22 protein-coding genes are annotated in these 18,959 nt (G+C 73.0%); 14 read left to right on the top strand and 8 right to left on the bottom strand.

From position 1 onward, the window contains the following. Positions 1-31 precede the first annotated feature (31 nt). From FK498_RS06725 to FK498_RS06715, 3 genes are read right to left on the bottom strand one after another with little or no spacing between them, the layout of a single operon-like run. Positions 32-1,528 (bottom strand): tripartite tricarboxylate transporter permease, encoded by a 1,497-nt coding sequence (locus FK498_RS06725; RefSeq protein WP_141852846.1) that lies wholly within the window; start codon positions 1,526-1,528, stop codon positions 32-34. Position 1,529: 1 nt separating this feature from the next. Beyond that, positions 1,530-1,982 (bottom strand): tripartite tricarboxylate transporter TctB family protein, encoded by a 453-nt coding sequence (locus tag FK498_RS06720; protein ID WP_161988337.1) that lies wholly within the window; start codon positions 1,980-1,982, stop codon positions 1,530-1,532. A 56-nt stretch (positions 1,983-2,038) separates the two neighbouring features. Beyond that, positions 2,039-3,028 (bottom strand): tripartite tricarboxylate transporter substrate binding protein, encoded by a 990-nt coding sequence (locus tag FK498_RS06715; protein WP_141852842.1) that lies wholly within the window; start codon positions 3,026-3,028, stop codon positions 2,039-2,041. A gap of 226 nt (positions 3,029-3,254) precedes the next feature. Here FK498_RS06715 and FK498_RS06710 point away from each other — a divergent pair, with 226 nt between their 5' ends. The 6 genes from FK498_RS06710 (at position 3,255) to phnC (ending at position 9,454) form a co-directional block, all read left to right on the top strand. After that, positions 3,255-4,769: an acyl--CoA ligase gene (locus tag FK498_RS06710; protein WP_141852840.1), complete on the top strand. Its 1,515-nt coding sequence runs from the start codon at positions 3,255-3,257 to the stop codon at positions 4,767-4,769. After that, the gene (locus tag FK498_RS06705) at positions 4,769-5,749 is read left to right on the top strand and encodes a 2-dehydropantoate 2-reductase (RefSeq protein ID WP_141852838.1); all 981 of its coding nucleotides are present in this window, start codon (positions 4,769-4,771) and stop codon (positions 5,747-5,749) included. Before FK498_RS06710 ends, FK498_RS06705 begins: the two co-directional genes overlap by 1 nt. Positions 5,750-5,940: 191 nt before the next feature. Further along, the gene (locus FK498_RS06700; RefSeq protein ID WP_141852836.1) at positions 5,941-6,858 is read left to right on the top strand and encodes a phosphate/phosphite/phosphonate ABC transporter substrate-binding protein; all 918 of its coding nucleotides are present in this window, start codon (positions 5,941-5,943) and stop codon (positions 6,856-6,858) included. 1 nt (position 6,859) lies between these two features. Next, a complete protein-coding gene (gene phnE, locus FK498_RS06695; protein ID WP_141852834.1) occupies positions 6,860-7,744 on the top strand; it encodes a phosphonate ABC transporter, permease protein PhnE in 885 nt (294 codons plus the stop codon). Beyond that, on the top strand, positions 7,741-8,571 hold the full coding sequence (gene phnE / locus FK498_RS06690) for a phosphonate ABC transporter, permease protein PhnE (RefSeq protein WP_141852833.1): 831 nt from the start codon (positions 7,741-7,743) through the stop codon (positions 8,569-8,571). Before phnE (FK498_RS06695) ends, phnE (FK498_RS06690) begins: the two co-directional genes overlap by 4 nt. A gap of 73 nt (positions 8,572-8,644) precedes the next feature. After that, positions 8,645-9,454, top strand: a complete 810-nt coding sequence (phnC, locus tag FK498_RS06685; protein WP_141852831.1) for a phosphonate ABC transporter ATP-binding protein — start codon at positions 8,645-8,647, stop codon at positions 9,452-9,454. A gap of 80 nt (positions 9,455-9,534) precedes the next feature. Here phnC and FK498_RS06680 read toward each other — a convergent pair whose 3' ends face one another. Continuing rightward, complete coding sequence (locus FK498_RS06680) at positions 9,535-9,765, bottom strand: DUF1150 family protein (protein WP_141852829.1); 231 nt, start codon at positions 9,763-9,765, stop codon at positions 9,535-9,537. Positions 9,766-9,847: 82 nt separating this feature from the next. Continuing rightward, positions 9,848-10,279 carry an Hsp20 family protein gene (locus FK498_RS06675; protein ID WP_141852827.1) on the bottom strand — a complete coding sequence of 144 codons (432 nt, stop codon included), beginning with the start codon at positions 10,277-10,279 and terminating at the stop codon, positions 9,848-9,850. Between the two features lie 149 nt (positions 10,280-10,428). Here FK498_RS06675 and def point away from each other — a divergent pair, with 149 nt between their 5' ends. The 3 genes from def to truA are packed head-to-tail and all read left to right on the top strand — an operon-like array spanning position 10,429 to position 12,658. Next, positions 10,429-10,986, top strand: coding sequence for a peptide deformylase (gene def, locus FK498_RS06670; protein WP_141852825.1), 558 nt, complete (start codon positions 10,429-10,431; stop codon positions 10,984-10,986). Next, positions 10,983-11,897, top strand: coding sequence for a methionyl-tRNA formyltransferase (gene fmt / locus FK498_RS06665; protein WP_141852823.1), 915 nt, complete (start codon positions 10,983-10,985; stop codon positions 11,895-11,897). Before def ends, fmt begins: the two co-directional genes overlap by 4 nt. Then, positions 11,897-12,658: a tRNA pseudouridine(38-40) synthase TruA gene (gene truA, locus FK498_RS06660; RefSeq protein WP_141852821.1), complete on the top strand. Its 762-nt coding sequence runs from the start codon at positions 11,897-11,899 to the stop codon at positions 12,656-12,658. Before fmt ends, truA begins: the two co-directional genes overlap by 1 nt. Positions 12,659-12,725: 67 nt before the next feature. On the opposite strand, the gene FK498_RS06655 is transcribed toward truA, so the two are convergent. Then, entirely contained in the window at positions 12,726-13,373 is a 648-nt protein-coding gene (locus FK498_RS06655) for an HD domain-containing protein (protein ID WP_141852819.1), read from the bottom strand. 186 nt (positions 13,374-13,559) lie between these two features. On the opposite strand from FK498_RS06655, the gene FK498_RS06650 reads away from it, so the two are divergent. From FK498_RS06650 to FK498_RS06640, 3 genes are read left to right on the top strand one after another with little or no spacing between them, the layout of a single operon-like run. Next, the gene (locus FK498_RS06650; RefSeq protein ID WP_141852872.1) at positions 13,560-14,378 is read left to right on the top strand and encodes a molybdopterin-synthase adenylyltransferase MoeB; all 819 of its coding nucleotides are present in this window, start codon (positions 13,560-13,562) and stop codon (positions 14,376-14,378) included. 2 nt (positions 14,379-14,380) lie between these two features. Continuing rightward, complete coding sequence (locus tag FK498_RS06645) at positions 14,381-14,848, top strand: DsrE family protein (protein ID WP_141852817.1); 468 nt, start codon at positions 14,381-14,383, stop codon at positions 14,846-14,848. Between the two features lie 32 nt (positions 14,849-14,880). Beyond that, a complete protein-coding gene (locus FK498_RS06640) occupies positions 14,881-15,438 on the top strand; it encodes an SH3 domain-containing protein (RefSeq protein ID WP_141852815.1) in 558 nt (185 codons plus the stop codon). Positions 15,439-15,451: 13 nt separating this feature from the next. On the opposite strand, the gene FK498_RS06635 is transcribed toward FK498_RS06640, so the two are convergent. Continuing rightward, positions 15,452-16,036, bottom strand: a complete 585-nt coding sequence (locus tag FK498_RS06635) for a hypothetical protein (protein WP_141852813.1) — start codon at positions 16,034-16,036, stop codon at positions 15,452-15,454. Positions 16,037-16,130: 94 nt separating this feature from the next. Here FK498_RS06635 and FK498_RS06630 point away from each other — a divergent pair, with 94 nt between their 5' ends. After that, positions 16,131-16,949 (top strand): DUF2272 domain-containing protein, encoded by an 819-nt coding sequence (locus FK498_RS06630; RefSeq protein ID WP_237560859.1) that lies wholly within the window; start codon positions 16,131-16,133, stop codon positions 16,947-16,949. Between the two features lie 50 nt (positions 16,950-16,999). Here the strand turns inward: FK498_RS06630 and hemC are convergent, their stop codons facing one another. Beyond that, positions 17,000-18,016 (bottom strand): hydroxymethylbilane synthase, encoded by a 1,017-nt coding sequence (gene hemC / locus FK498_RS06625; protein ID WP_141852811.1) that lies wholly within the window; start codon positions 18,014-18,016, stop codon positions 17,000-17,002. Between the two features lie 45 nt (positions 18,017-18,061). Between hemC and tsaD the strand changes: the two genes are divergently transcribed. Beyond that, a partial coding sequence (gene tsaD, locus FK498_RS06620; RefSeq protein ID WP_237560858.1) for a tRNA (adenosine(37)-N6)-threonylcarbamoyltransferase complex transferase subunit TsaD occupies positions 18,062-18,959 on the top strand: 898 nt, incomplete at its 3' end.

Here is an 18,959-nt window from a genome sequence, read left to right as displayed (position 1 = left end):
GGCTGCTTCGTCCGCGAGCGAAACTCGGTGGCTAGACCCTTGCCCGGATGGCCGCCCCGAGCCGCGCGAGCAGCGGCCAGAACAGCATCACGAGGCCCGTCGCCATGATCGGGCCGACCAGCCAGTTGCCGAAGAACACCCCCAGCGAGCCCCCGCTCAGGAGCAGCGACTGGCGGAACGCCTGTTCGGTTCGGTTGCCGAGAACCAGCGCCAGCACCATCGGCGCCAGCGGATAGTCGAGCTTCTTCAGGACATACCCGACCACGCCGAAGATCAGCATCACGACGACGTCGAACGGCGCGTTGTTCACCGTGAAGGCGCCGATCGCGCAGGCGACCAGGATCAGCGCCGCGACGATCGCGAAGGGAATGCGCAGGATGGCGGCGAACCACGGCACCAGCGCGATGACGACGGCCAGGCCGACGATGTTGCCGAGATACATCGAGGCGATCAGCCCCCAGACGAAGTCGGCCTGTTCGACGAACAGCATCGGCCCCGGCTGCAGACCCCACATGATCAGGCCGCTCAGCAGCACCGCCGCGGTGGGCGAGCCGGGCACGCCGAGGGTCAGCATCGGCAGGAGCGCGCTGACGCCGGCCGCGTGCGCCGCCGTCTCGGGCGCGACCACGCCCTCGATGCGCCCCGTGCCGAAGGCGGCGCCGTCGCGCGCGAGCCGCCGTGCCATGCCGTAGGACATGAAGCTCGCCGGCGTGGCGCCGGCCGGTGTCACCCCCATCCAGCAGCCGATCAGGCAGGAGCGGAGCGAGATCAGCCAGTGGCGCGGCAGCTCCTTCCAGGTGCGCAGCACGACGCCGAGCCCGAGCCTCGCCTTCGCGCCGCGGAACGACAGCCCCTCCTCGATCGAGAGCAGGATCTCGCTGATGCCGAACAGGCCGATCACCGCGACGAGGAAGTCGAAGCCCCGCATCAACTCGGTCGAGCCGAAGGTGAGGCGGAGCTGGCCGGTGACGGTGTCGAGCCCGACGCAGGCCAGCAGGAAGCCCGCCATCATCGCGGCGACCGTCTTCAGGGCGGAGCCGCGGCCCATGCCCACGAAGGAGGCGAAGGCGAGGAACATCACCGCGAAGAACTCGGGCGGCCCGAACCGCAGCGCGAACTCGGCCACCAGCGGCGCGATCGCGGTGATCATCACGATCGCGAACAGCGCGCCGACGAAGGAGGAGGTGAAGGCCGCCGTCAGGGCCTCCGCGGCGCGTCCCTGCTGCGCCATCGGGTAGCCGTCGAAGGTGGTCGCGACGGACCAGGGCTCGCCCGGGATGTTGAACAGGATCGAGGTGATGGCGCCGCCGAACAGCGCCCCCCAGTAGATGCAGGAGAGCATGATGATCGCGCCGACCGGCGACATCGAGAAGGTCAGCGGCAGCAGGATCGCGACCCCGTTCGCGCCGCCCAGCCCCGGCAGCACGCCGATGATCACGCCGAGCACGACGCCGGCCACCATCAGGAGCAGGTTCTCGGGGCTGAGCGCGACCGCGAAGCCCGCCATCAGCGCGGCGAGGTTGTCCATGTCAGTAACCGAACACCGCCTCGATCGGGCCCTTGGGGAGGGCGACCAGGAACCAGCGCTCGAACGCGACGAAGATGAGGGCGGCCGCGGCGACGCCGGAGGCGAGCGCGACCGCAGGGCCGTGCCCGCCGAGCCGCACCATGAACCAGGCGATCAGCGCGGCTGCCGGCACGTAGAGCCCGATCGCCTGGATCGCCGCGACGAAGGCCGCGGCCGGGAGCAGGATGCGCGCGACGCTGCGCAGTTCCGCCGCGCTCGCGAACAGGGTGCGCGACGGGGTGAGGGCCGCGCGCAGCAGGGTCGCGAGACTCGAGAGGATCAGCAGGCAGCCGATCCAGAACGGGAAGGTCCCGGATTGCGGACCGTCCATGCCCCAGGCGATGCCGCCGCGCAGGCTGTCGGCGACCGCAAGGACGCCGATCGCGGCGAACGCGGCTGCCGCTGCCACCTCCATCGTGCGCCTCCGCACGCCGGCATGGGGGACGCGCATGCGTCGGCGGGCGCTGCCGCTCAGCGTGCCAGGAAGCCGGCCTCGGCCATCAGGGTGCGGTGCCGTTCCTCCTCGCGCGCCAGCCACTGGGCGAAGGCGTCGCCCTCCATGGTTGTGGTGTTGAACGCCCCCTGGACCATCAGCTCCTGCCATTCCGGCGTCTGGCGCACGCGCTCGAGCAGGCCCTGGTAGTACGCGATCGCGGCCTGCGGCACGCCGGGCGGCATGAAGAAGCCGCGCAGCATCAGGTACTCGACGTCGAGCCCGCTCTCCTTGCAGGTGGGGATGTCGCTCCAGGCCATGGTGGCGGTCATCGTCTGCGTCACCGGCAGGCGCCGGCTGTCGAAGACGCAGAGCGGGCGCAGCTTGCCCGCGCGCCAGTGGCTCACCGCCTCGATCGGGTTGTTGACGGTCGCGTCCACGTGTCCGCCGACCAGCTGCATCGCCACCGTGCCGCCGCCCGCGAACGGCACGTAGGTGAACTCGGCGCCGATCGCCTTGCCGATCGCGACGGTGATGATCTGGTCCTCCTGCCGCGACCCCGTGCCGGCGATCCTGAGCTTGCCGGCCCTGGCCGCGGCGACGAAGTCGGCGGCCGTCCGCCATGGGCTCTCGGCGTTGACCCAGAGCACGAACTCGTCGAGCGCCATCATCTTCACCGGCGTGATGTCGCGCCAGGAGAACGGCACGCCGGTGGCGAGCGGGGTGGTGAACAGGTTCGACAGCGTGATGACCAGCATGTGCGGATTGCCGCGGCTGTTCTTGATCTCGAGGAAGCCCTCGGCGCCGGCCCCGCCCGCCTTGTTGGCGACGACGATCGGCTGCGGCGCGAGGCCGTGCTTCGCGACGATGGCCTGGATCGCGCGCGCCATCTGGTCGGCGCCGCCGCCCGTGCCGGCCGGGACGATGATCGTGATGGGGCGTTGCGGTTCCCAGGCGGAGGCGGGAACGGGGGCGGCCGCAACGGCGAACGCGGCGACCAGCAGGCGGCGAGGCAGGCCAGGGGTCATGCGCCGTCTCCCTATCGTCTGCGGCCTTCCCCTCCTGCCCGGCTTCGCCGTCCGGGACGCCGGAGATATGGAGTTGCGCAGTTCCAGATGTCAACGAAAAAATCTGTCTCCCTTCAGAGAAAACACGACTGAAAATGTCCCGCGGCATCGCGCGTGCGCCGGCACGAATGCGGCTTTACCGCCGCCCGGGCCCGGGCATAGTGCGCGCACCAGCGAAGGGAAGACGATGCCGCCGTTTCAGACCATCCCCGATCTCCTTGCCCAGGGCGCGCCCGCCCATCCGGCGATCCGCGCGCCCGGGCGTCCGCCGCTCGACCATGCCGGCCTGCGGACGCTGGCCGAGCGCACCGTCGCCAGCCTGAACCGCATCGGCATCGGCCGCGGCGACCGCGTCGCCATCGTGCTGCCGAACGGCCCCGAGGCGGCCGCCGCCTTCGTCGCGATCGCCGCCGGCGCGACCACCGCGCCGCTCAACCCTGCCTATCGCGAGGACGAATTCGCCTTCTACCTGGAGGATCTCCGCGCGCGTGCCCTCGTCGCGCTCAAGGGCGCCGAGACGCCGGCGCGCGCCGCCGCGGCGCGGCTCGGCATCCCCGTGCTCGACCTCGTCCCCGGCGCGGCGGCGGGCGACTTCACCCTCGAGGGCGGAACCCAGGGCAGGGCCGCGCGTCCCGGGCTCGCCGAGGCCGACGACGTCGCGCTCGTGCTGCACACCTCAGGCACCACGGCGCGGCCGAAGATCGTGCCGCTGAGCCACGCCAACGTCACCGCCTCGGCGCGCCACATCGGCGCCACGCTGGCGCTGACGCCGGCCGACACCTGCCTCAACATCATGCCGCTCTTCCATATCCACGGGCTGATGGCGGCGACGCTGGCATCGCTCGGCGCCGGCGGCACGGTGGACTGCACGCCCGGCTTCGATGCGCTGCGCTTCTTCCGCTGGCTCGACGAGGAGCGGCCGACCTGGGTCACCGCCGTGCCGACCATGTACCAGGCCATCCTCGCACGCGCCGAGCGCAACGCGGAGATCATCGCGCGCGCGAGACTGCGCCTCCTTCGCTCCTCCTCCGCCTCGCTGCCGGGCCCGGTGATGCTCGCGCTCGAGCAGACCTTCGGCTGCCCGCTGGTCGAGAGCTACGGCATGACCGAGGCCGCGCACCAGATGGCCTCCAACCCGCTCGCCGGGCCGCGCAAGCCCGGCTCGGTCGGCCTGCCTGCCGGCCCCGAGATCGCGATCATGGACGAGGCGGGCGCGCTCCTGCCGCAGGGGGCCGTCGGCGAGGTCGTGATCCGCGGCCCGAACGTCACGAAGGGCTACGAGAACAATCCGGACGCGAACGCGAAGGCCTTCACCGAGGGCTGGTTCCGCACCGGCGACCAGGGCAGCTTCGACGCGCAGGGCTACCTCACCCTCACCGGCCGGCTGAAGGAGCTGATCAACCGCGGCGGCGAGAAGGTGAGCCCGCTGGAGGTGGACGGCGTGCTCTCCGCGCACCCGGCGGTCGCGCAGGCGGTCACCTTCGCGATCCCGCATCCGAAGCTCGGCGAGGAGGTCGGCGCCGCGATCGTGCTGCGCGACGGCGCCGAACTCACCGAGCGCGAGCTGCGCGACTTCGCTTCCCGGCACCTGGCCGACTTCAAGGTGCCGCGCAAGGTGGTCTTCCTCGCCGAGATCCCGAAGGGTGCGACCGGCAAGCTCCAGCGCATCGGGCTCGCCGAGAAGCTCGGGCTCGTCGGCTGATGCGCATCTGCATCTTCGGCGCCGGCGCGATCGGCGGGCTGATGGCGGCCCGGCTCGCGCAGAGTGGCGCAGCCGAGGTCACGGTGATCGCGCGCGGACCGCATCTGGCGGCGATGCAGGCGCACGGGCTCAGGCTGCGCTCGGGCGGCGAGGAGATCGTCGCCCGTCCCCGCGCGGTCGGCAGCGCCGCGGAAGCCGGACCGCAGGACTACGTCGTGATCACGCTGAAGGCGCATTCGCTCCCCGGCGTTGCCGAGGCGATGCAGCCGCTCCTCGGCCCCGCGACCGCGATCGTCTCGGCGGTGAACGGCATCCCGTGGTGGTACTTCCACAGGCACGGGGGGCCCTTCGACGGGCGGGCCGTCGAATCGGTCGATCCGGGCGGGAAACTGCTGCGCGCGCTCCCTCCCGAGCGCGCCATTGGATGCATCGTCTACCCGGCCGCCGAGGTGGTCGAGCCCGGCGTGATCGCACACACCTACGGCGACCGGTTCTCGCTCGGCGAACCCGACGGGTCCCGCAGCGACCGCGTGAACCGGCTCTCGCAGACGCTGATCGCCGCCGGCTTCAAGGCGCCCGTCCGCCCGCGCATCCGCGACGAGATGTGGGTCAAGCTCTGGGGCAACCTGGCCTTCAACCCGGTCTCGGCGCTCACCATGCAGACGCTCGACGTGCTGACCGGCGAGCCGGAGCTCCGCGCGGTGTGCCGGGCGATGATGGTTGAGGCGCAGGCGATCGGCGAGGCACTTGGGATCCGCTTCGGCATCGACGTGGACAGGCGCATCGCAGGCGCGGCCGAGGTGGGCGCGCACCGCACCTCGATGCTGCAGGACCTCGAACGCGGCCGGCCGATGGAGATCGACGCCCTGCTCGGCGTCGTCGTCGAGTTCGCCGAGCTGCTCGACCTGCCGGCGCCGACCTGCCGGACGGTGCTGGCGCTGGTGCGCGCGCGGGCGCGGGCGGCGGGCTGCTACCCCTAGCGCCGGCGCCGATCAGGCGGACCCGCCTGATCGGGTGAGGATGCCCGCCAGGAGATCGCCGGAGCCGGCTCCAGCGCATCCGGGATCGCCGCGCCGATCGCAGCGGTCATCCAGACGTCACCAAGCTGTCATGGCGGCGCAACGGCCAGTTGCTAAGCCGCTCGCCATCCGTTCCTGCCGAGGAGCCGCCCATGCCGCCCGCCCTCAGCCGCCGCGCCGTGCTCGCCGGTGCCGCCCTCGCTCCCGTCGCCGCCGCGGCCCAGGCCGACTGGCGCGGCGGGTTCCGCGAGCTCCGCTTCGCCATGATCAGCTCGGAGAACGAGCGCGACGTGCTGGTCCGCTTCGAACCCTTCTCGCGCCACTTCACGGAGGCGCTCGGCGTGCCGTTCCGCGTGTTCCGCGCCACCGACTACGCCGCGACGGTCGAGGCGCTGCGCGCCGACCAGGCCGAGTTCGGCTATCTCGGCCCGGCGGCTTACGCGCTGGCGCGCCGCGTGGCGGGCGAGAAGATCGTGCCGATCGCCTCGGGGACCGATCTGCAGGGCGGCGCCGGATACCACTCGGTGATCATCGTGCGCACCGATGCGCCCGTCCGATCGCTGGGCGATCTGCGCGGCCGGTCCTTCGCCTGGGCGGATCCGAACAGCGCCTCGGGCTATGCCGCGCCGATGTTCTATCTGCGCCGCGAGGGCATCGATCCCGCTTCGTTCTTCTCCCGCACCTCGTTCTCGGGCAATCACGAGCAGAGCGTGATCGGGCTGCTGAACGGGACCTATGATGCGGTCGCGACCTGGTGGACCAACGAGCAGCGCAGCAACCCGCAGCGCATGGAGGAGAAGGGCATGATCCCGCCCGGCCAGTGGCGGATCGTCTGGAAGAGCCCGCTCATTCCGAACAGTCCCTTCGTGATGCGCACCAACCTGCCGCAGGGGCTGAAGGACCTCTACGTCGAGACGCTGATGGCGCTGCCGGAGACGAACCCGGAGGCGTGGCGCGCGCTGACGAGCGGCCAGTCGCGGGGCCTGGTCCGCCGCACCCACGAGGACTACCGCGACATGGTCGAGATCACCGAGGAGCTCGATCGGCTGCGCCGCCAGCGCCGCACCTGAGGTGGCGGCGATCGCGGGCGACGCGGCCGTCGCCCGGTTCGAGGAACGCCATCGCGCGTTGCGGCGGCGCAAGGCGCTGACGACGGCGATCGGCACGGTCCTGTTCGCGGCGGCGTTCCTCGCCTCCGCGATCGTGGGCGAGCTCGATCCGGCGCGGCTGGCCGCGGGCGTGCCGAACATCCTCGACTACGTCCACCGGACGCTGCCGGCGATCTCGGCGCGTCAGCCGCTGACCGACATCGGCGAGTGGTACTGGGCGATCGATGTCTGGCTGCTTCTGATGCTGGACACGGTGCTGATGGGCCTCGTCGGCACGCTCGCCGGTGCCGGTGTGGCGCTGCTCTTCTGCTTCCACGCCGCGGCCAATCTCGCGCCGAACCGCTGGTCGTTCTGGGTCGCGCGCCGCGGCTTCGAGTTCGCCCGCACCGTGCCCGAACTTGTCTTCGTGCTGATCTTCGTGTTCGCCTTCGGCCCGGGCCCCTTCGCCGGCGTGGTCGCGATCGCCATCCACTACGCCGGCGCGCTCGGCAAGCTGTTCGCCGAGGTGAACGAGAACGCCGATCCGCGCCCGATCGAGGCGCTCGCGGCCGCCGGTGCGGGCTGGAGCGAGACGATGCGCTTCGCCGTGCTGCCGCAGGTCCTGCCGAACTTCCTGAGCTACGGCCTGTTGCGGTTCGAGATCAACGTGCGCGCGGCGAGCGTGCTCGGCATCGTCGGCGCCGGCGGGATCGGCGAGGAGCTCTACCTTGTGGTGCGCCGGTTCATCTATCCGGACATCAGCGCGATCGTGCTGCTGATCCTGGTGACCGTGGCGCTGATCGACATGGGCTGCGAACGGCTCCGGCATAGCCTGATCGAGGCCGGGCCGGCGCGGGCGACGCGATGATCGGCGCGGCCGAGCTTGCGGCGATCCGGGCTGCGCATCCGCGCGTCTTCCGCCGCAGCGCGGCCGAGCGGCTCAGGCTGGCGCTCGCCTGGACGCTGTTCCTCGCCGTGCTCGCGTTCGGGCTCTGGCGCGTGCTGCCGGGGTGGGAGGCGTTCGCGGCGGGCCTCGGCAAGCTCGGCTTCCTCGTCCGCTTCATGATCCCGCCGACCAGCGGCGGCCATCTCGGCGCGATCCTGCACGGGCTGGCCGAGACGCTGGCGATGGCCTTCATGGGCACGCTGCTCGCGGCCGTCGCGGCCGTGCCGCTCGGCTTCGCCGGCGCCCGCAACGTCATGCCCGTCCGCCTGCTGCATTTCGGCCTCAGGCGCCTGTTCGACGGGCTGCGCGGCATCGACAGCCTGATCTGGGCGATCCTCTTCGTCGCCGCCGTCGGCATGGGGCCCTTCGCCGGCATCCTCGCCCTCGCCGTGCCCGACACCGGCACGCTCGCGAAGCTGTTCGCCGAGGCGATCGAGAACGTCGAGAAGCGCCAGGTCGAGGGGATCGAGGCGGCCGGCTCGAATGCTGTCGAGCGCGCGCGCTTCGGCATCCTGCCGCAGGTGCTGCCTGTGATGCTCTCGCACCTGCTCTACTTCTTCGAGAGCAACACGCGCTCGGCGACCATCCTCGGCGTGGTCGGGGCCGGCGGCATCGGGCTTCAGCTCGCCGAGCGGATCAGGCTCGACGACTGGCAGGAGGTCGCCTTCATCATCCTGCTGATCCTCGCCACCGTGGCGGTGATCGATTGGGTCTCCGGGCGGCTGCGCCGCCGGATCATCGCGGCGTGAGTGTCATGCAACGATCATCCGCGCCTTCCGGGTGGAGCGGTATGAGCGGGCCGGGCGGCAGGCGGAGGCGGACATGCTCGAGATCATCGGTCTGACGCGGCGGTTCGGCACCGTCACCGCGGTCGACGCGGTCACGCTCGCGATCCCGCACGGGCAGATGATGGGCATCATCGGCCGGTCGGGCGCCGGGAAGTCCACCCTGCTGCGGCTGATCAACCGGCTGGTCGAGCCCTCGGAGGGACGGATCGTCTTCGAGGGCCGTGACGTCAGCGCCCTGCGCGGCCGGGCGCTGCGCGACTGGCGCACCGACTGCGCCATGATCTTCCAGCAGTTCAACCTGGTGCAGCGGCTCGACGTGCTGACCAACGTGCTGGTCGGCCGGCTCAACCACCGCGGCACGCTCACCTCGCTCCTCAAGCTGTTCACCGCCGAGGAGCGCGCCGCGGCGATCCGGACGCTCGACCGGTTCGATCTCGCCGAGGCCGCGTTGCAGCGCGCCGATACGCTGTCGGGCGGGCAGCAGCAGCGTGTCGCGATCGCGCGCGCGCTGATGCAGGAGCCACGCCTGATCCTCGCCGACGAGCCGATCGCCTCGCTCGACCCGCGCAACGGCAAGGTGGTGATGGATGCGCTGCGGCGCATCAACCGCGAGGACGGGCTGACCGTGCTGTGCAACCTGCACACGCTCGACACGGCGCGCCAGTACTGCGACCGGATCGTCGGCATGCGCGCGGGCCGCGTCGTGTTCGACGGCATCCCGGCCCAGCTCACCGCGCCGATCGTGCGCGACATCTACGGCATGGGCGAGGAGGACCTCGATCGGGCCGAGACCGTCACCGGCACGGGGCTCGAAGCGGCGTCGCGGCCGCGCATCGCGGCCTGATCGCGCGCGCCGTCCCGCCGCAGGATCGGCATGGGTTTGTCCGGTCGATGGGCGGGTAGGGGCGCGTCAGCGCATCCCCGTCAGTGCACGCTGACCGGCACCATCTCGTGCTGCACGATCGCGGCATCCGCCAGCGCGCGGTCGGGCGCGAGGCCGATCTGCTGGCCGTCGGCGCCGAAGATCGCGAAGGCCGACTGCCCATCCACCACCACCGGGCGGACATAGGCGAGGCCGCCCAGACCGAGCTGGGCGAGCTGCTGACGCGTCGGTATGGGGATTCCCGGCTGACTGCGGTTCTTCTGCGTGTTCATCGCGTCACACTCCTCCGGCGCGCCATTCTGGCCGCGCCATGGTTTCCGGTCCGTTTCCGGCCCCGGGTAGACATCCGGCTCGTCACGGCGTTGCGCCACCCGGCCGCGAGCCGATCGGCACCGAGCGCGCCCTGCTCTCCGGCTGCAAACGCTCGAGATCGATGTGCAGCAGCCCATTGTCCAGCCAGGCGCCCTTCACCTCGATCCCCTCGGCGAGCACGAAGGTGCGCTGGAACTGTCGCGCGGCGATGCCGCGATGCAGGAACACCCGGCCCTGGCTGTCCTCGGCCTGCCGGCCGCGGATGACGAGCTGGCTGTCCTCGACCGTGATCGCGAGATCCTCCATCGTGAACCCGGCCACCGCCAGCGTGATGCGCAGGCTCGAAGGGCCCGTCTGCTCGATGTTGTAGGGCGGATAGCCCTCGCCCCCGTTCTTCGACAGGCGTTCGAGCATCTGCTCGAGATGGTCGAAGCCCAGGAACAGCGGGCTGCCGAAGGGCGATGAGCGGGTCATGTGGTCTCCTCGATCCGAGCGAGCATCCTGCCAGGGCCCCGGAGGCACCCTGGCTGGGATTGCAGATGGGAAACCGGCTGCGGCCGCGCAAGTCCGCCCGGCGCAGCCCGGGCATTGCCGCGACGGGGGGCGGGCGCTACCTGAGGCGCATGACCGACGCCGCCCCCGCGCCTTCTCCCGCCGCCGAGGCGGAGCGGCTGCACATCCTGATCGCCCCCGACCCGATGCTGCGCCGCAAGACGCGGCTGGTCGGGCCAGGGGATGCCGCGACCGTGCGCGACCTCGTGCCGCGCATGCTCGCGACCATGTACCGCGCCCCCGGGATCGGGCTCGCAGCTCCTCAGGTGGGGGTGGCCCTCCGCCTCGCCGTGATCGACCTCCAGCCCGAGGAGCGGCGCGAGCCGCTGGTGCTGGTCAACCCCGAGATCGTGGCCGCCAGCGCCGAGACCGAGACGCGCGAGGAGGGCTGCCTGTCGCTGCCCGACCAGTATGCCGACGTGACGCGCCCGCGTGCGGTGACGGTGCGCTTCCAGGGGCTGGACGGGATGCGCCGCGAGATCGCCGCCGAGGGGTTGTTGGCGCGCTGCCTGCAGCACGAGATCGACCATCTCGAGGGCGTGCTGTTCATCGACCGCATCTCCTCGCTCCGGCGCAGCATGATCCTGCGCCGGCTCGCCAAGGCGCAGCGGGAGAAGGCGCAGGCGTGAGGCTTGCCTTCATGGGCAGCCCCGACTTCGCGGTGCCGGCGCTCGAGGCGCTGCACGCGGCGGGGCACGAGATCGCCGCGGTCTACTGCCAGCCCCCGAAACCCGCGCATCGCGGCCGGCGCGAGACGACATGCCCCGTCCACCGCGCCGCGGAGGCGCTTGCCCTGCCGGTGCGCACGCCGGCGCGGCTGCGCGGGAACGCCGCGGAGTGCGCGGCCTTCGCCGCGCTCGGTCTCGACGCGGCCGTGGTCGCCGCCTACGGGCTGATCCTGCCCGCGCCGATGCTGGCGGCGCCGCGCCGCGGCTGCCTCAACATCCACGCCTCGCTGCTGCCGCGCTGGCGCGGCGCGGCGCCGATCCAGGCCGCGATCCTGGCCGGCGACGACCGCACCGGCGTCACCATCATGCGCATGGACGAGGGGCTGGATACCGGGCCGATGCTGCTCGCCGAGGCGGTGCCGATCGGGCCGGAGACGACGGCCACCGCGCTGCACGACCGGCTGGCGGCGCTCGGCGCGCGGCTGATCCTGCGCGCGCTGGCGGAGGACCCGCCCGCGGTGCCGCAGCCCACGGAGGGCGTCACCTACGCGCCGAAGCTCACGCGCGAGGACGGGCGGATCGACTGGACGCGCGACGCGTCGGCGATCGACCGCCAGGTGCGGGCGCTCAACCCCTGGCCCGGAACGTTCTGCCGGCACGGCGACGAGACGCTGAAGGTCCTCGAGGCCGCGCCGCTTGCCGAACGGACTGGGGCGCCGCCCGGCACGGTGCTGGACCGGGAGGGCCGGGTGGCCTGCGGCGCGGGCACGGCGCTGCGGCTGCTCCGCCTGCAGCGTCCCGGGCGGGCGGCGCAGGAGATCGGCGCCTTCCTGCGCGGCTATCCGCTTGTCCCCGGCGACCGGCTCGCCTGATGCCGCGCTACGCCCTGCTGGTCGAGTACGACGGCGCGGGCTTCGTCGGCTGGCAGCGTCAGGAGACGGGGCTCTCGGTGCAGCAGGCGCTGGAGGAGGCGGCCGCGCCCCTCGCGCCCCTGGATCCGGTGGTCGCGGTCGCGGCCGGGCGCACGGACGCCGGCGTGCATGCGGAGGCGCAGGTCGTCCATCTCGACCTCGCCCGCGAGATCGATCCGCGGCGGCTGCGCGAGGCGCTGAACTTCCATCTCGGCACGCTGCGCGTGGCGGTGCTCGCGGCCGCGCGCGCGCCTGAGGGGTTCCATGCCCGCTTCTCGGCGATCGGGCGCGCCTACCGCTACGACATCCTCGACCGGCGCGCGCGCCCCGCCCTGCTTGCCGGGCGGGTGTGGCACGTGAAGCGCCGGCTCGACGAGGCCGCGATGCAGGCCGCCGCCGCGCTCTTGGTCGGGCGGCACGACTTCAGCTCGTTCCGCGCCGCGTCCTGCCAGGCCGCGAGCGCGGTGAAGACGCTGGATCGGCTCGACATCGTGCGCGAGGGCGATCTGGTGCGCATCGGCGCCGAGGCGCGGAGCTTCCTGCACCATCAGGTGCGCAACATCGCCGGCACGCTGAAGCTGGTGGGCGAGGGGCGGTGGACGCCGGCGGATGTCGCCGCCGCGCTCGCCGCGCGCGACCGCTCGGCCGCCGGCCCGACCGCCCCGGCCGAGGGGCTGACGCTCACCGCGGTGCGCTATCCGGTCGATCCCTTCGCGGCGTAGGACGTGGCCGTCGGGCTGCCCGCCGTCCCGATCGCGGCCACCCGCCGCGCCGTGACGCGGCCCGCTGTCAGCCGCCCTCGAGCCAGGGATCGCTGTCGGCGAACTGGCCGGCGGCCTCGACGACGCGCCAGAAGGTGTAGTCGGCCCAGTGCAGGATCGTGTTCTCGAGGCTGCGCACCACGAGCTCGCCTTCGCCGGAGTGGGCGGCCGCCATGTGGGCGACCGCCTCGGGCAGGCCCATGGTCAGGCAGATGTGGATGCCATAGCCGGGATGGCGCAGCGAGGGCATGCCGACTGCGCGCGGATCGGCCCGCCAGCGCTTCACGTTCTCCGGGTCGAACTCCCAGACCTTGCCGATGTCGTGGCAGAGCGCGCCCGCGATCAGGATGTCGCGGTCGCAGCGGAAGCCCGGGAACAGGCCGGCCATCTCCTCGGCGATCCTCACCGCCATGCGCGTGACCGAGCGGATGTGATCGGCCTGGGTGCCGTGCCGGAGCGGCCGCGAATCGTAGTTGCCGGACGGCTTCATCGCGCCGATGCGCGTGAAGCTCGACGAGGCCAGGGCCGCCGCCCAGGCGTCGGCGACCTTGTCGCGCAGATCCTCGTCGCCGATCCAGCCGATCTCCGGCATCTCCTCGACGACCGCCGCGCGCATCGCCGCAGTGATCTCGATCCGCCTGCCGCGCAGCTCCACGACCCTGACCGTCGCAGCCATCCGCCTGTCTCCTTCCCTGCGTTCCCTCGCCGCCGGCTGCTTCAAGCACCGATCGGGCGCGCCGGCCAGACGCCGCCTGCGCGATCGCCGCGCCATGCGTCCCGCACGCCCCGCGGCCGCGGCGGGTCGATGGAGGGGGGGATGGGGGGCGACCGTCGTCCTCCCATATGCTCTCCTGCCATGACGATGGATTTCCGCGAAGACCAGATCCGGCGCTATGCGCGTCACATCCTGCTGCCGGAGATCGGCGGCACCGGCCAGGCGAAGCTGCTCGCCGCGCGCGTGCTGATCATCGGCGCGGGCGGGCTCGGCTCGCCGGTGCTGCTGTATCTCGCGGCCGCCGGGGTCGGCACGATCGGGATCATCGATGACGACGCGGTCGATCTCTCCAACCTGCAGCGCCAGATCGCGCACACGACGGATCGTCTCGGCGTGGCGAAGGTGGAGAGCGCGGCGCTGGCGGCGCGCGCGCTGAACCCGGACGTGACGATCGAGGCGCATCGCGCGCGCCTGACGCCGGCGAACGCGCTCGGGCTGATCGGCCGCTACGATCTCGTCTGCGACGGGTCGGACAACTTCGCGACGCGGTTCCTGGTCGCCGATGCGTGCCATCTCGCCGGGCGGACGCTGGTCTCGGCGGCGGTGCTGCGCTTCGAGGGCCAGGTCTCGACCTTCAAGAGCCATCTCGGTCCGCCGCATCCCTGCTATCGCTGTCTCCATCCGGAGCCGCCGCCCGACGGGCTGATCCCCAGCTGCGCGGAAGCCGGCGTGTTCGGCGCCGTGACCGGCGTGCTCGGCGCGCTGCAGGCGACCGAGGCGCTGAAGGAGATCGCCGGCGTGGGCGAGGGGCTGTCGGGGCGGCTGCTCCTGTGGGATGCGCTCGCGGCCGCGTTCCGCACCGTGCGGCTGAGGCGCGATCCGGGCTGTGCGCTGTGCGGGGAACGTGCCACGATCCGCGACCTCTCCCACCATCAGGCCACAGACGCTCCGGCATGCGCTCTCTGAGCATGAGCATCTTCGACCCTCCTCCCATCCCTCCTCCGCCGCCCACGCCGCTCGGGGTGCTGCTGATCTCGGGAACCTACGAGCGCGCGCACTACGCGCTGGTGGTGGCGACCGCGGCGGCCGCGGTGGGCCGTCCGGTGACGCTGTTCGCGACCAATGGCGGCTGCCGCGCCTTCCTCGGTCCGGCGGCGGACGGCACGCCGGGCTGGGCGGCGCTCGAGGCGCACGGCATCGGCTCGGCGCGCGGGGCGCTGGCGCGCGATGCGAGGCTGCGCGAGCAGGGGGTGGCGGGGTTCGCGGAGCTGCTCGCCTCGGCGACCGAGCTCGGCGTGCGGCTGATCGTCTGCGATGCCGGTCTGAAGGCGGAGGGGCTGCGCCCCGAGCAGCTCGACCCGTCGCTGAACGGCGAGGTTGCGGGCGTGGTGACGTTCCTCGCCGAGACCGAGAGCGGGCAGATCCTGACCCTTTGACACGGCGCGGTTGCGCTTGGCAGAGGAGGGCGATGCACCTCATCGCCCTCGTGCTCGCGCTGCTGTTCTGCGGTCCGGCGGCGGCGCAGACGCGCGAGCCACAGCATCCGCCTGCGGCATCCGACGGGAACGCGCCGGCCGCCGCTGCCGAGCCGGTGCGCGGGCCGGTGACCGGCCTGCCCCTGCCGCGCTTCGCCAGCCTGCGCTCGGACGAGATCAACCTGCGCGCCGGACCGGGCACGCGCTTCCCGGTGGAATGGACCTATCGGCGCGCCGGGCTGCCGGTGGAGATCGTGCGTGAGTTCGACACCTGGCGGCGCATCCGCGACGTGGACGGGGTGGAGGGATGGGTGCAGCAGGCGCGGCTGACCGGGCGGCGCACCTTCCTGGTGCGCGGCGGCACGCGCACGCTCAGGGCCGCGCCCGATGCCGGGGCGGCGCCGGTGGCGCGGCTCGCGCCGGGTGTGATCGGCACGATCCGCCGTTGCGAGCGGGCGAGCGCGTGGTGCGAGGTGTCGGTCGAGGGCAGGCGCGGCTTCCTGCCGCGCGAGGCGATGTGGGGGGTCTATCCCGGCGAGGAGGTGCGGTGAGCCCGCCCGCGCGCTACGGGACGATGCGGCGCCCCGAGTCGGGCCGGTTGAGGTCGGCTTCCGCGGCGGCGGCGGCGACGCCCGCCTTCGGCACCGGCGGCATCTGCGCCAGTGTGGCGAGGATCAGCGGCGCCGGCCGGGCAAAGTGCGGGCCGGAGAGCGCCGCCTCCGCGGCGGGACGGTTGCCCTCGCTGAGGGCGCGGGCGGCGCGCACGAACCCCTCCACCACCGGTCGTGTCGGGGCATCGCGCCGGACCCCGAGCACGTCGCGAAGCTCCTCCCGTCCCCAGTCCATCCGGATGGTGGTGAGTGGCGAGAGGCCGACGAAGCGCAGTTCCTTCAGCTCCGCGGCGGCGTACTCGTACTGGGCCGCCACCTGGGCGGCGAGGGCCGGATTGCCGCCGAGCCTCGCCGGGGCGTCGGCGTAGTAGGCGCGGGCGGATTGGACGGCGGTGTAGACCGGATTGGACCCGAAGGAGATGCCCATCTCGGCGCCGAGCGAGGGCGGCAGGACCCCGATGCCGCGTTCGGGCGGCGTGCCGGGCGCCTGGGTGCAGGCGGCGACGAGGACGGTGGCGGCGAGGAGACTGCGGCGCATGACGGCGGCCCCCCTGTCAGGAGGAATCGGCACCGTAATATCATCCGTCCGGGGGCGCGGGGCAATCCACAAAGTCGCGACGCGTCTCCTTCTCGTGCCCCTGCTCGCCGCCCTGCTGTCGGCCTGCGCCGCCTTCGCCCCCGAGGAGGAGCCGCCGATCCCCTACCCCGCGAGCGCGCGCGACCGGCTGGTGCGGATCGCACTCGCCGAGTGGGAGGAGTGGGGGCGGCAGTTCACCGACCATACCGGCTCGGTGGTCGGCGCGCCGGCGGAGCCGGGGCGCAGCGAGGACATGCTGGAGGCGTTCCCCGCCCTCACGGCCTACTGGTCGATGGTCCCGGGCGCCGAGACAACCATCGCGCGCAACCGCGCGGCGCTGCGGCACGCCGGCGCCGGACAGGGGCGGGCGGTCTCGCTCTGGAGCGAGGTGCCGTGGAGCGCGGCGTTCCTCTCCTTCGCGCTGCGCGTGGCCGGCTACGACCGGATCGACGTGCCGTCCGCGCCGGCGCACTGGATGGTGGTCGATCATCTGCTCGCGCGCGCCGCGCGGTGGCCGGCGAGCGCGGCGTTCCTGCCCTGGCCGCCGGATGGCCGCCCGCCCGCGGCGGGCGACCTGATCTGCGCCACCCGGGGCGCGGCGCGCGGCCGCTATCGCACCCCGGCCGAGCGGTCGGCGGAGGCGGGGCGGGCGGTGCCGATGCACTGCGACATCGTCGTCGGCACGCGCGAGGGCGTGGTCGAGACGGTGGGCGGCAATCTCGGCGATGCGGTGCGGATGAGCCTGCTGCCCGCGGACCCGCAAGGACGGCTCGCCGAGGCCGTGCCGCCCGGTGCGCCGGAGATGCCGGCGTGGTTCGTGGTGTTCGAGAACCGCGCCGGCCAGGCGACGCGGATGGCGGCGCGGGCGCGGTAGCGGTCCGGCCTCGCCTCCCCCGGCCATGCGGCGATGGCGCCGCCCGGCCGTCAGCCCGTGAAGATCGCGGCCGGAGAGTCGCGGCGCAGCTCGCGGCCGAGCTCGCGCCCGAGCCGCGCGGCATCCTCCGGCGCGCCGACGATCGCGCGCTTGAGCAGGAAGGTGCCGTCCTCGCTCGCGACCAAGCCCACCAGGCGGAGCGTGCCGTCGGCGCGGATCTCGGCATGACCGCCGATGGGGGTGCGGCAGGAGCCGTCGAGGGCGGCGAGCAGCGCGCGCTCGGCGCGGCTGACCGCGGCGGCATCCGGGTCCTCGATGCCGGAGAGCAGGTCGTGCAGCTCGGTGTCCTCGGCGCGCACGGTGATGCCGACGATGCCCTGGCCGGCGGCGGGCACCATCATCTCGGGGTCGAGGATCGCCGCGGCCTCGTGGGCGAGGCCGAGCCGGCGCAGCCCGGCGAGCGCCAGCAGGGTCGCGTCCATCTGCGCCGACTTCACCTTGTTCAGCCGCGTCTGCACGTTGCCGCGGATCAGCGTGATGGTGAGGTCGGGGCGGCGGTGCAGAAGCTGGGCGGCGCGCCGCACCGAGGAGGTGCCGACCACGCCGCCCGGCGGGATCGCGGCGAAGGGATCGGCCGGATCCGCCGGGCCGCAATGCGGGGCGAGGATCAGGACGTCGCGCGCATCCTCGCGCGCCATGCAGCAGGCGAGCACGATGCCGGGCGGCAGCTCGGTCTCGAGATCCTTCAGGCTGTGGACGGCGAAATCGACCCGGCCGTCCAGCAGCGCCTCGTGGATCTCCTTGGCGAACAGCCCCTTGCCGCCGAGATCGGCGAGCCGGCGGTCCTGGATGCGATCGCCGGTGGTGGCGATCGCGTGCTCCTCGAACGCCTCGGCCTGGCGCAGCACGGGGCAGAAGCCGGTCAGCCGCGCCATGAAGAGCCGCGTCTGCATCAGCGCGAGCGGGCTCGCGCGCGTGCCGACGCGCAGGGGCAGGGGGCGGCGGTCGTGCCGCGGCGCGGTGTGACGGCGGCCGGCGTCGCTCTCGCCGGCTGGGTGGCGTGACATGGCGGCGGTCCCTACAACGCGATCGGGACGGTGGGAAGGGCGCGGATGTCATCGCTGGATAACGGTGCGGTGTTGGGCATCGAGACCTCGTGCGACGAGACCGCGGCCGCCGTGCTGGCGGGCGACGGGCGGGTGCTGGCCGAACGGCTCTGGAGCCAGTCCGCCGAGCACGCGCCCTATGCCGGGGTGGTGCCGGAGATCGCCGCGCGCGCCCATCTCGCGCGGCTGCCGGGGATGATCGAGGCGGTGCTGGCGGACGCCGCGGTGGCGCCCGCGGCGGTGGCCGCGACCGCGGGGCCCGGGCTGATCGGCGGACTGATCGTAGGGGCGAATCTCGGCAAGGGCTTCGCGCTCGCCCGCAGGCTGCCCTTCTACGCCGTCAACCACCTGGAGGCGCATGCCCTCGCCGCACGGCTGCCGGGGCTGGCCGCCGAGCCGCCGGCGTTTCCCTATCTGACGCTGCTCGTCTCCGGCGGGCATTGCCTGCTGGTCGAGACGCACGGGCCCGGAGCGCATGCGGTGCTGGGACGGACGCTGGACGACGCGCCGGGCGAGGCGTTCGACAAGGTGGCCAAGATGCTCGGCCTCGGCTGGCCGGGCGGACCGGCGCTCGAACGCCTGGCCGCGGGCGGCGATCCGGCGCGCTTCTCCCTGCCGCGTCCGATGCTGGGGCGCGAGGGCTTCGACTTCTCGTTCTCGGGGCTGAAGACGGCGGTGGCGACGATCGTCGCGGGCTATCCGTCCGGCGCCTTGCCGGAGCGCGACGCGGCCGATCTTGCGGCGGGGTTCCAGGCGCGGGTGGCGTGGACGCTGGCCGACCGCGCGCGGCGCGGGATGCGCGCGGCGAAGGCGTGCCGGGTGCTGGTGGTGTCGGGCGGGGTGGCGGCGAACGCGACGGTGCGCGCGGCGCTGCGCGCGGCGGCCGAGGAGGAGGGCTTCGCGC

The sequence above is a fragment of the Elioraea sp. Yellowstone genome (assembly GCF_006704265.1).
GTDB lineage: Bacteria > Pseudomonadota > Alphaproteobacteria > Acetobacterales > Acetobacteraceae > Elioraea.
Note: the sequence above shows the minus strand (reverse complement) of the source record. Positions and strands in the feature narration are given on the sequence as shown.

Bases quoted from the DNA above. Each gene is read 5' to 3' on its own strand.
- FK498_RS06640 (WP_141852815.1), top strand. From the start codon at position 14,881: ATGCACCTCATCGCCCTCGTGCTCGCGCTGCTGTTCTGCGGTCCGGCG.
- FK498_RS06710 (WP_141852840.1), top strand. From the start codon at position 3,255: ATGCCGCCGTTTCAGACCATCCCCGATCTCCTTGCCCAGGGCGCGCCC.
- hemC (WP_141852811.1), bottom strand. From the start codon at position 18,016: ATGTCACGCCACCCAGCCGGCGAGAGCGACGCCGGCCGCCGTCACACC.
- FK498_RS06655 (WP_141852819.1), bottom strand. From the start codon at position 13,373: ATGGCTGCGACGGTCAGGGTCGTGGAGCTGCGCGGCAGGCGGATCGAG.
- def (WP_141852825.1), top strand. From the start codon at position 10,429: ATGACCGACGCCGCCCCCGCGCCTTCTCCCGCCGCCGAGGCGGAGCGG.
- FK498_RS06650 (WP_141852872.1), top strand. From the start codon at position 13,560: ATGGATTTCCGCGAAGACCAGATCCGGCGCTATGCGCGTCACATCCTG.
- FK498_RS06725 (WP_141852846.1), bottom strand. From the start codon at position 1,528: ATGGACAACCTCGCCGCGCTGATGGCGGGCTTCGCGGTCGCGCTCAGC.
- FK498_RS06645 (WP_141852817.1), top strand. From the start codon at position 14,381: ATGAGCATCTTCGACCCTCCTCCCATCCCTCCTCCGCCGCCCACGCCG.
- truA (WP_141852821.1), top strand. From the start codon at position 11,897: ATGCCGCGCTACGCCCTGCTGGTCGAGTACGACGGCGCGGGCTTCGTC.
- FK498_RS06700 (WP_141852836.1), top strand. From the start codon at position 5,941: ATGCCGCCCGCCCTCAGCCGCCGCGCCGTGCTCGCCGGTGCCGCCCTC.
- phnC (WP_141852831.1), top strand. From the start codon at position 8,645: ATGCTCGAGATCATCGGTCTGACGCGGCGGTTCGGCACCGTCACCGCG.
- FK498_RS06675 (WP_141852827.1), bottom strand. From the start codon at position 10,279: ATGACCCGCTCATCGCCCTTCGGCAGCCCGCTGTTCCTGGGCTTCGAC.
- FK498_RS06705 (WP_141852838.1), top strand. From the start codon at position 4,769: ATGCGCATCTGCATCTTCGGCGCCGGCGCGATCGGCGGGCTGATGGCG.
- FK498_RS06635 (WP_141852813.1), bottom strand. From the start codon at position 16,036: ATGCGCCGCAGTCTCCTCGCCGCCACCGTCCTCGTCGCCGCCTGCACC.
- FK498_RS06680 (WP_141852829.1), bottom strand. From the start codon at position 9,765: ATGAACACGCAGAAGAACCGCAGTCAGCCGGGAATCCCCATACCGACG.
- phnE (WP_141852833.1), top strand. From the start codon at position 7,741: ATGATCGGCGCGGCCGAGCTTGCGGCGATCCGGGCTGCGCATCCGCGC.
- FK498_RS06715 (WP_141852842.1), bottom strand. From the start codon at position 3,028: ATGACCCCTGGCCTGCCTCGCCGCCTGCTGGTCGCCGCGTTCGCCGTT.
- FK498_RS06720 (WP_161988337.1), bottom strand. From the start codon at position 1,982: ATGGAGGTGGCAGCGGCAGCCGCGTTCGCCGCGATCGGCGTCCTTGCG.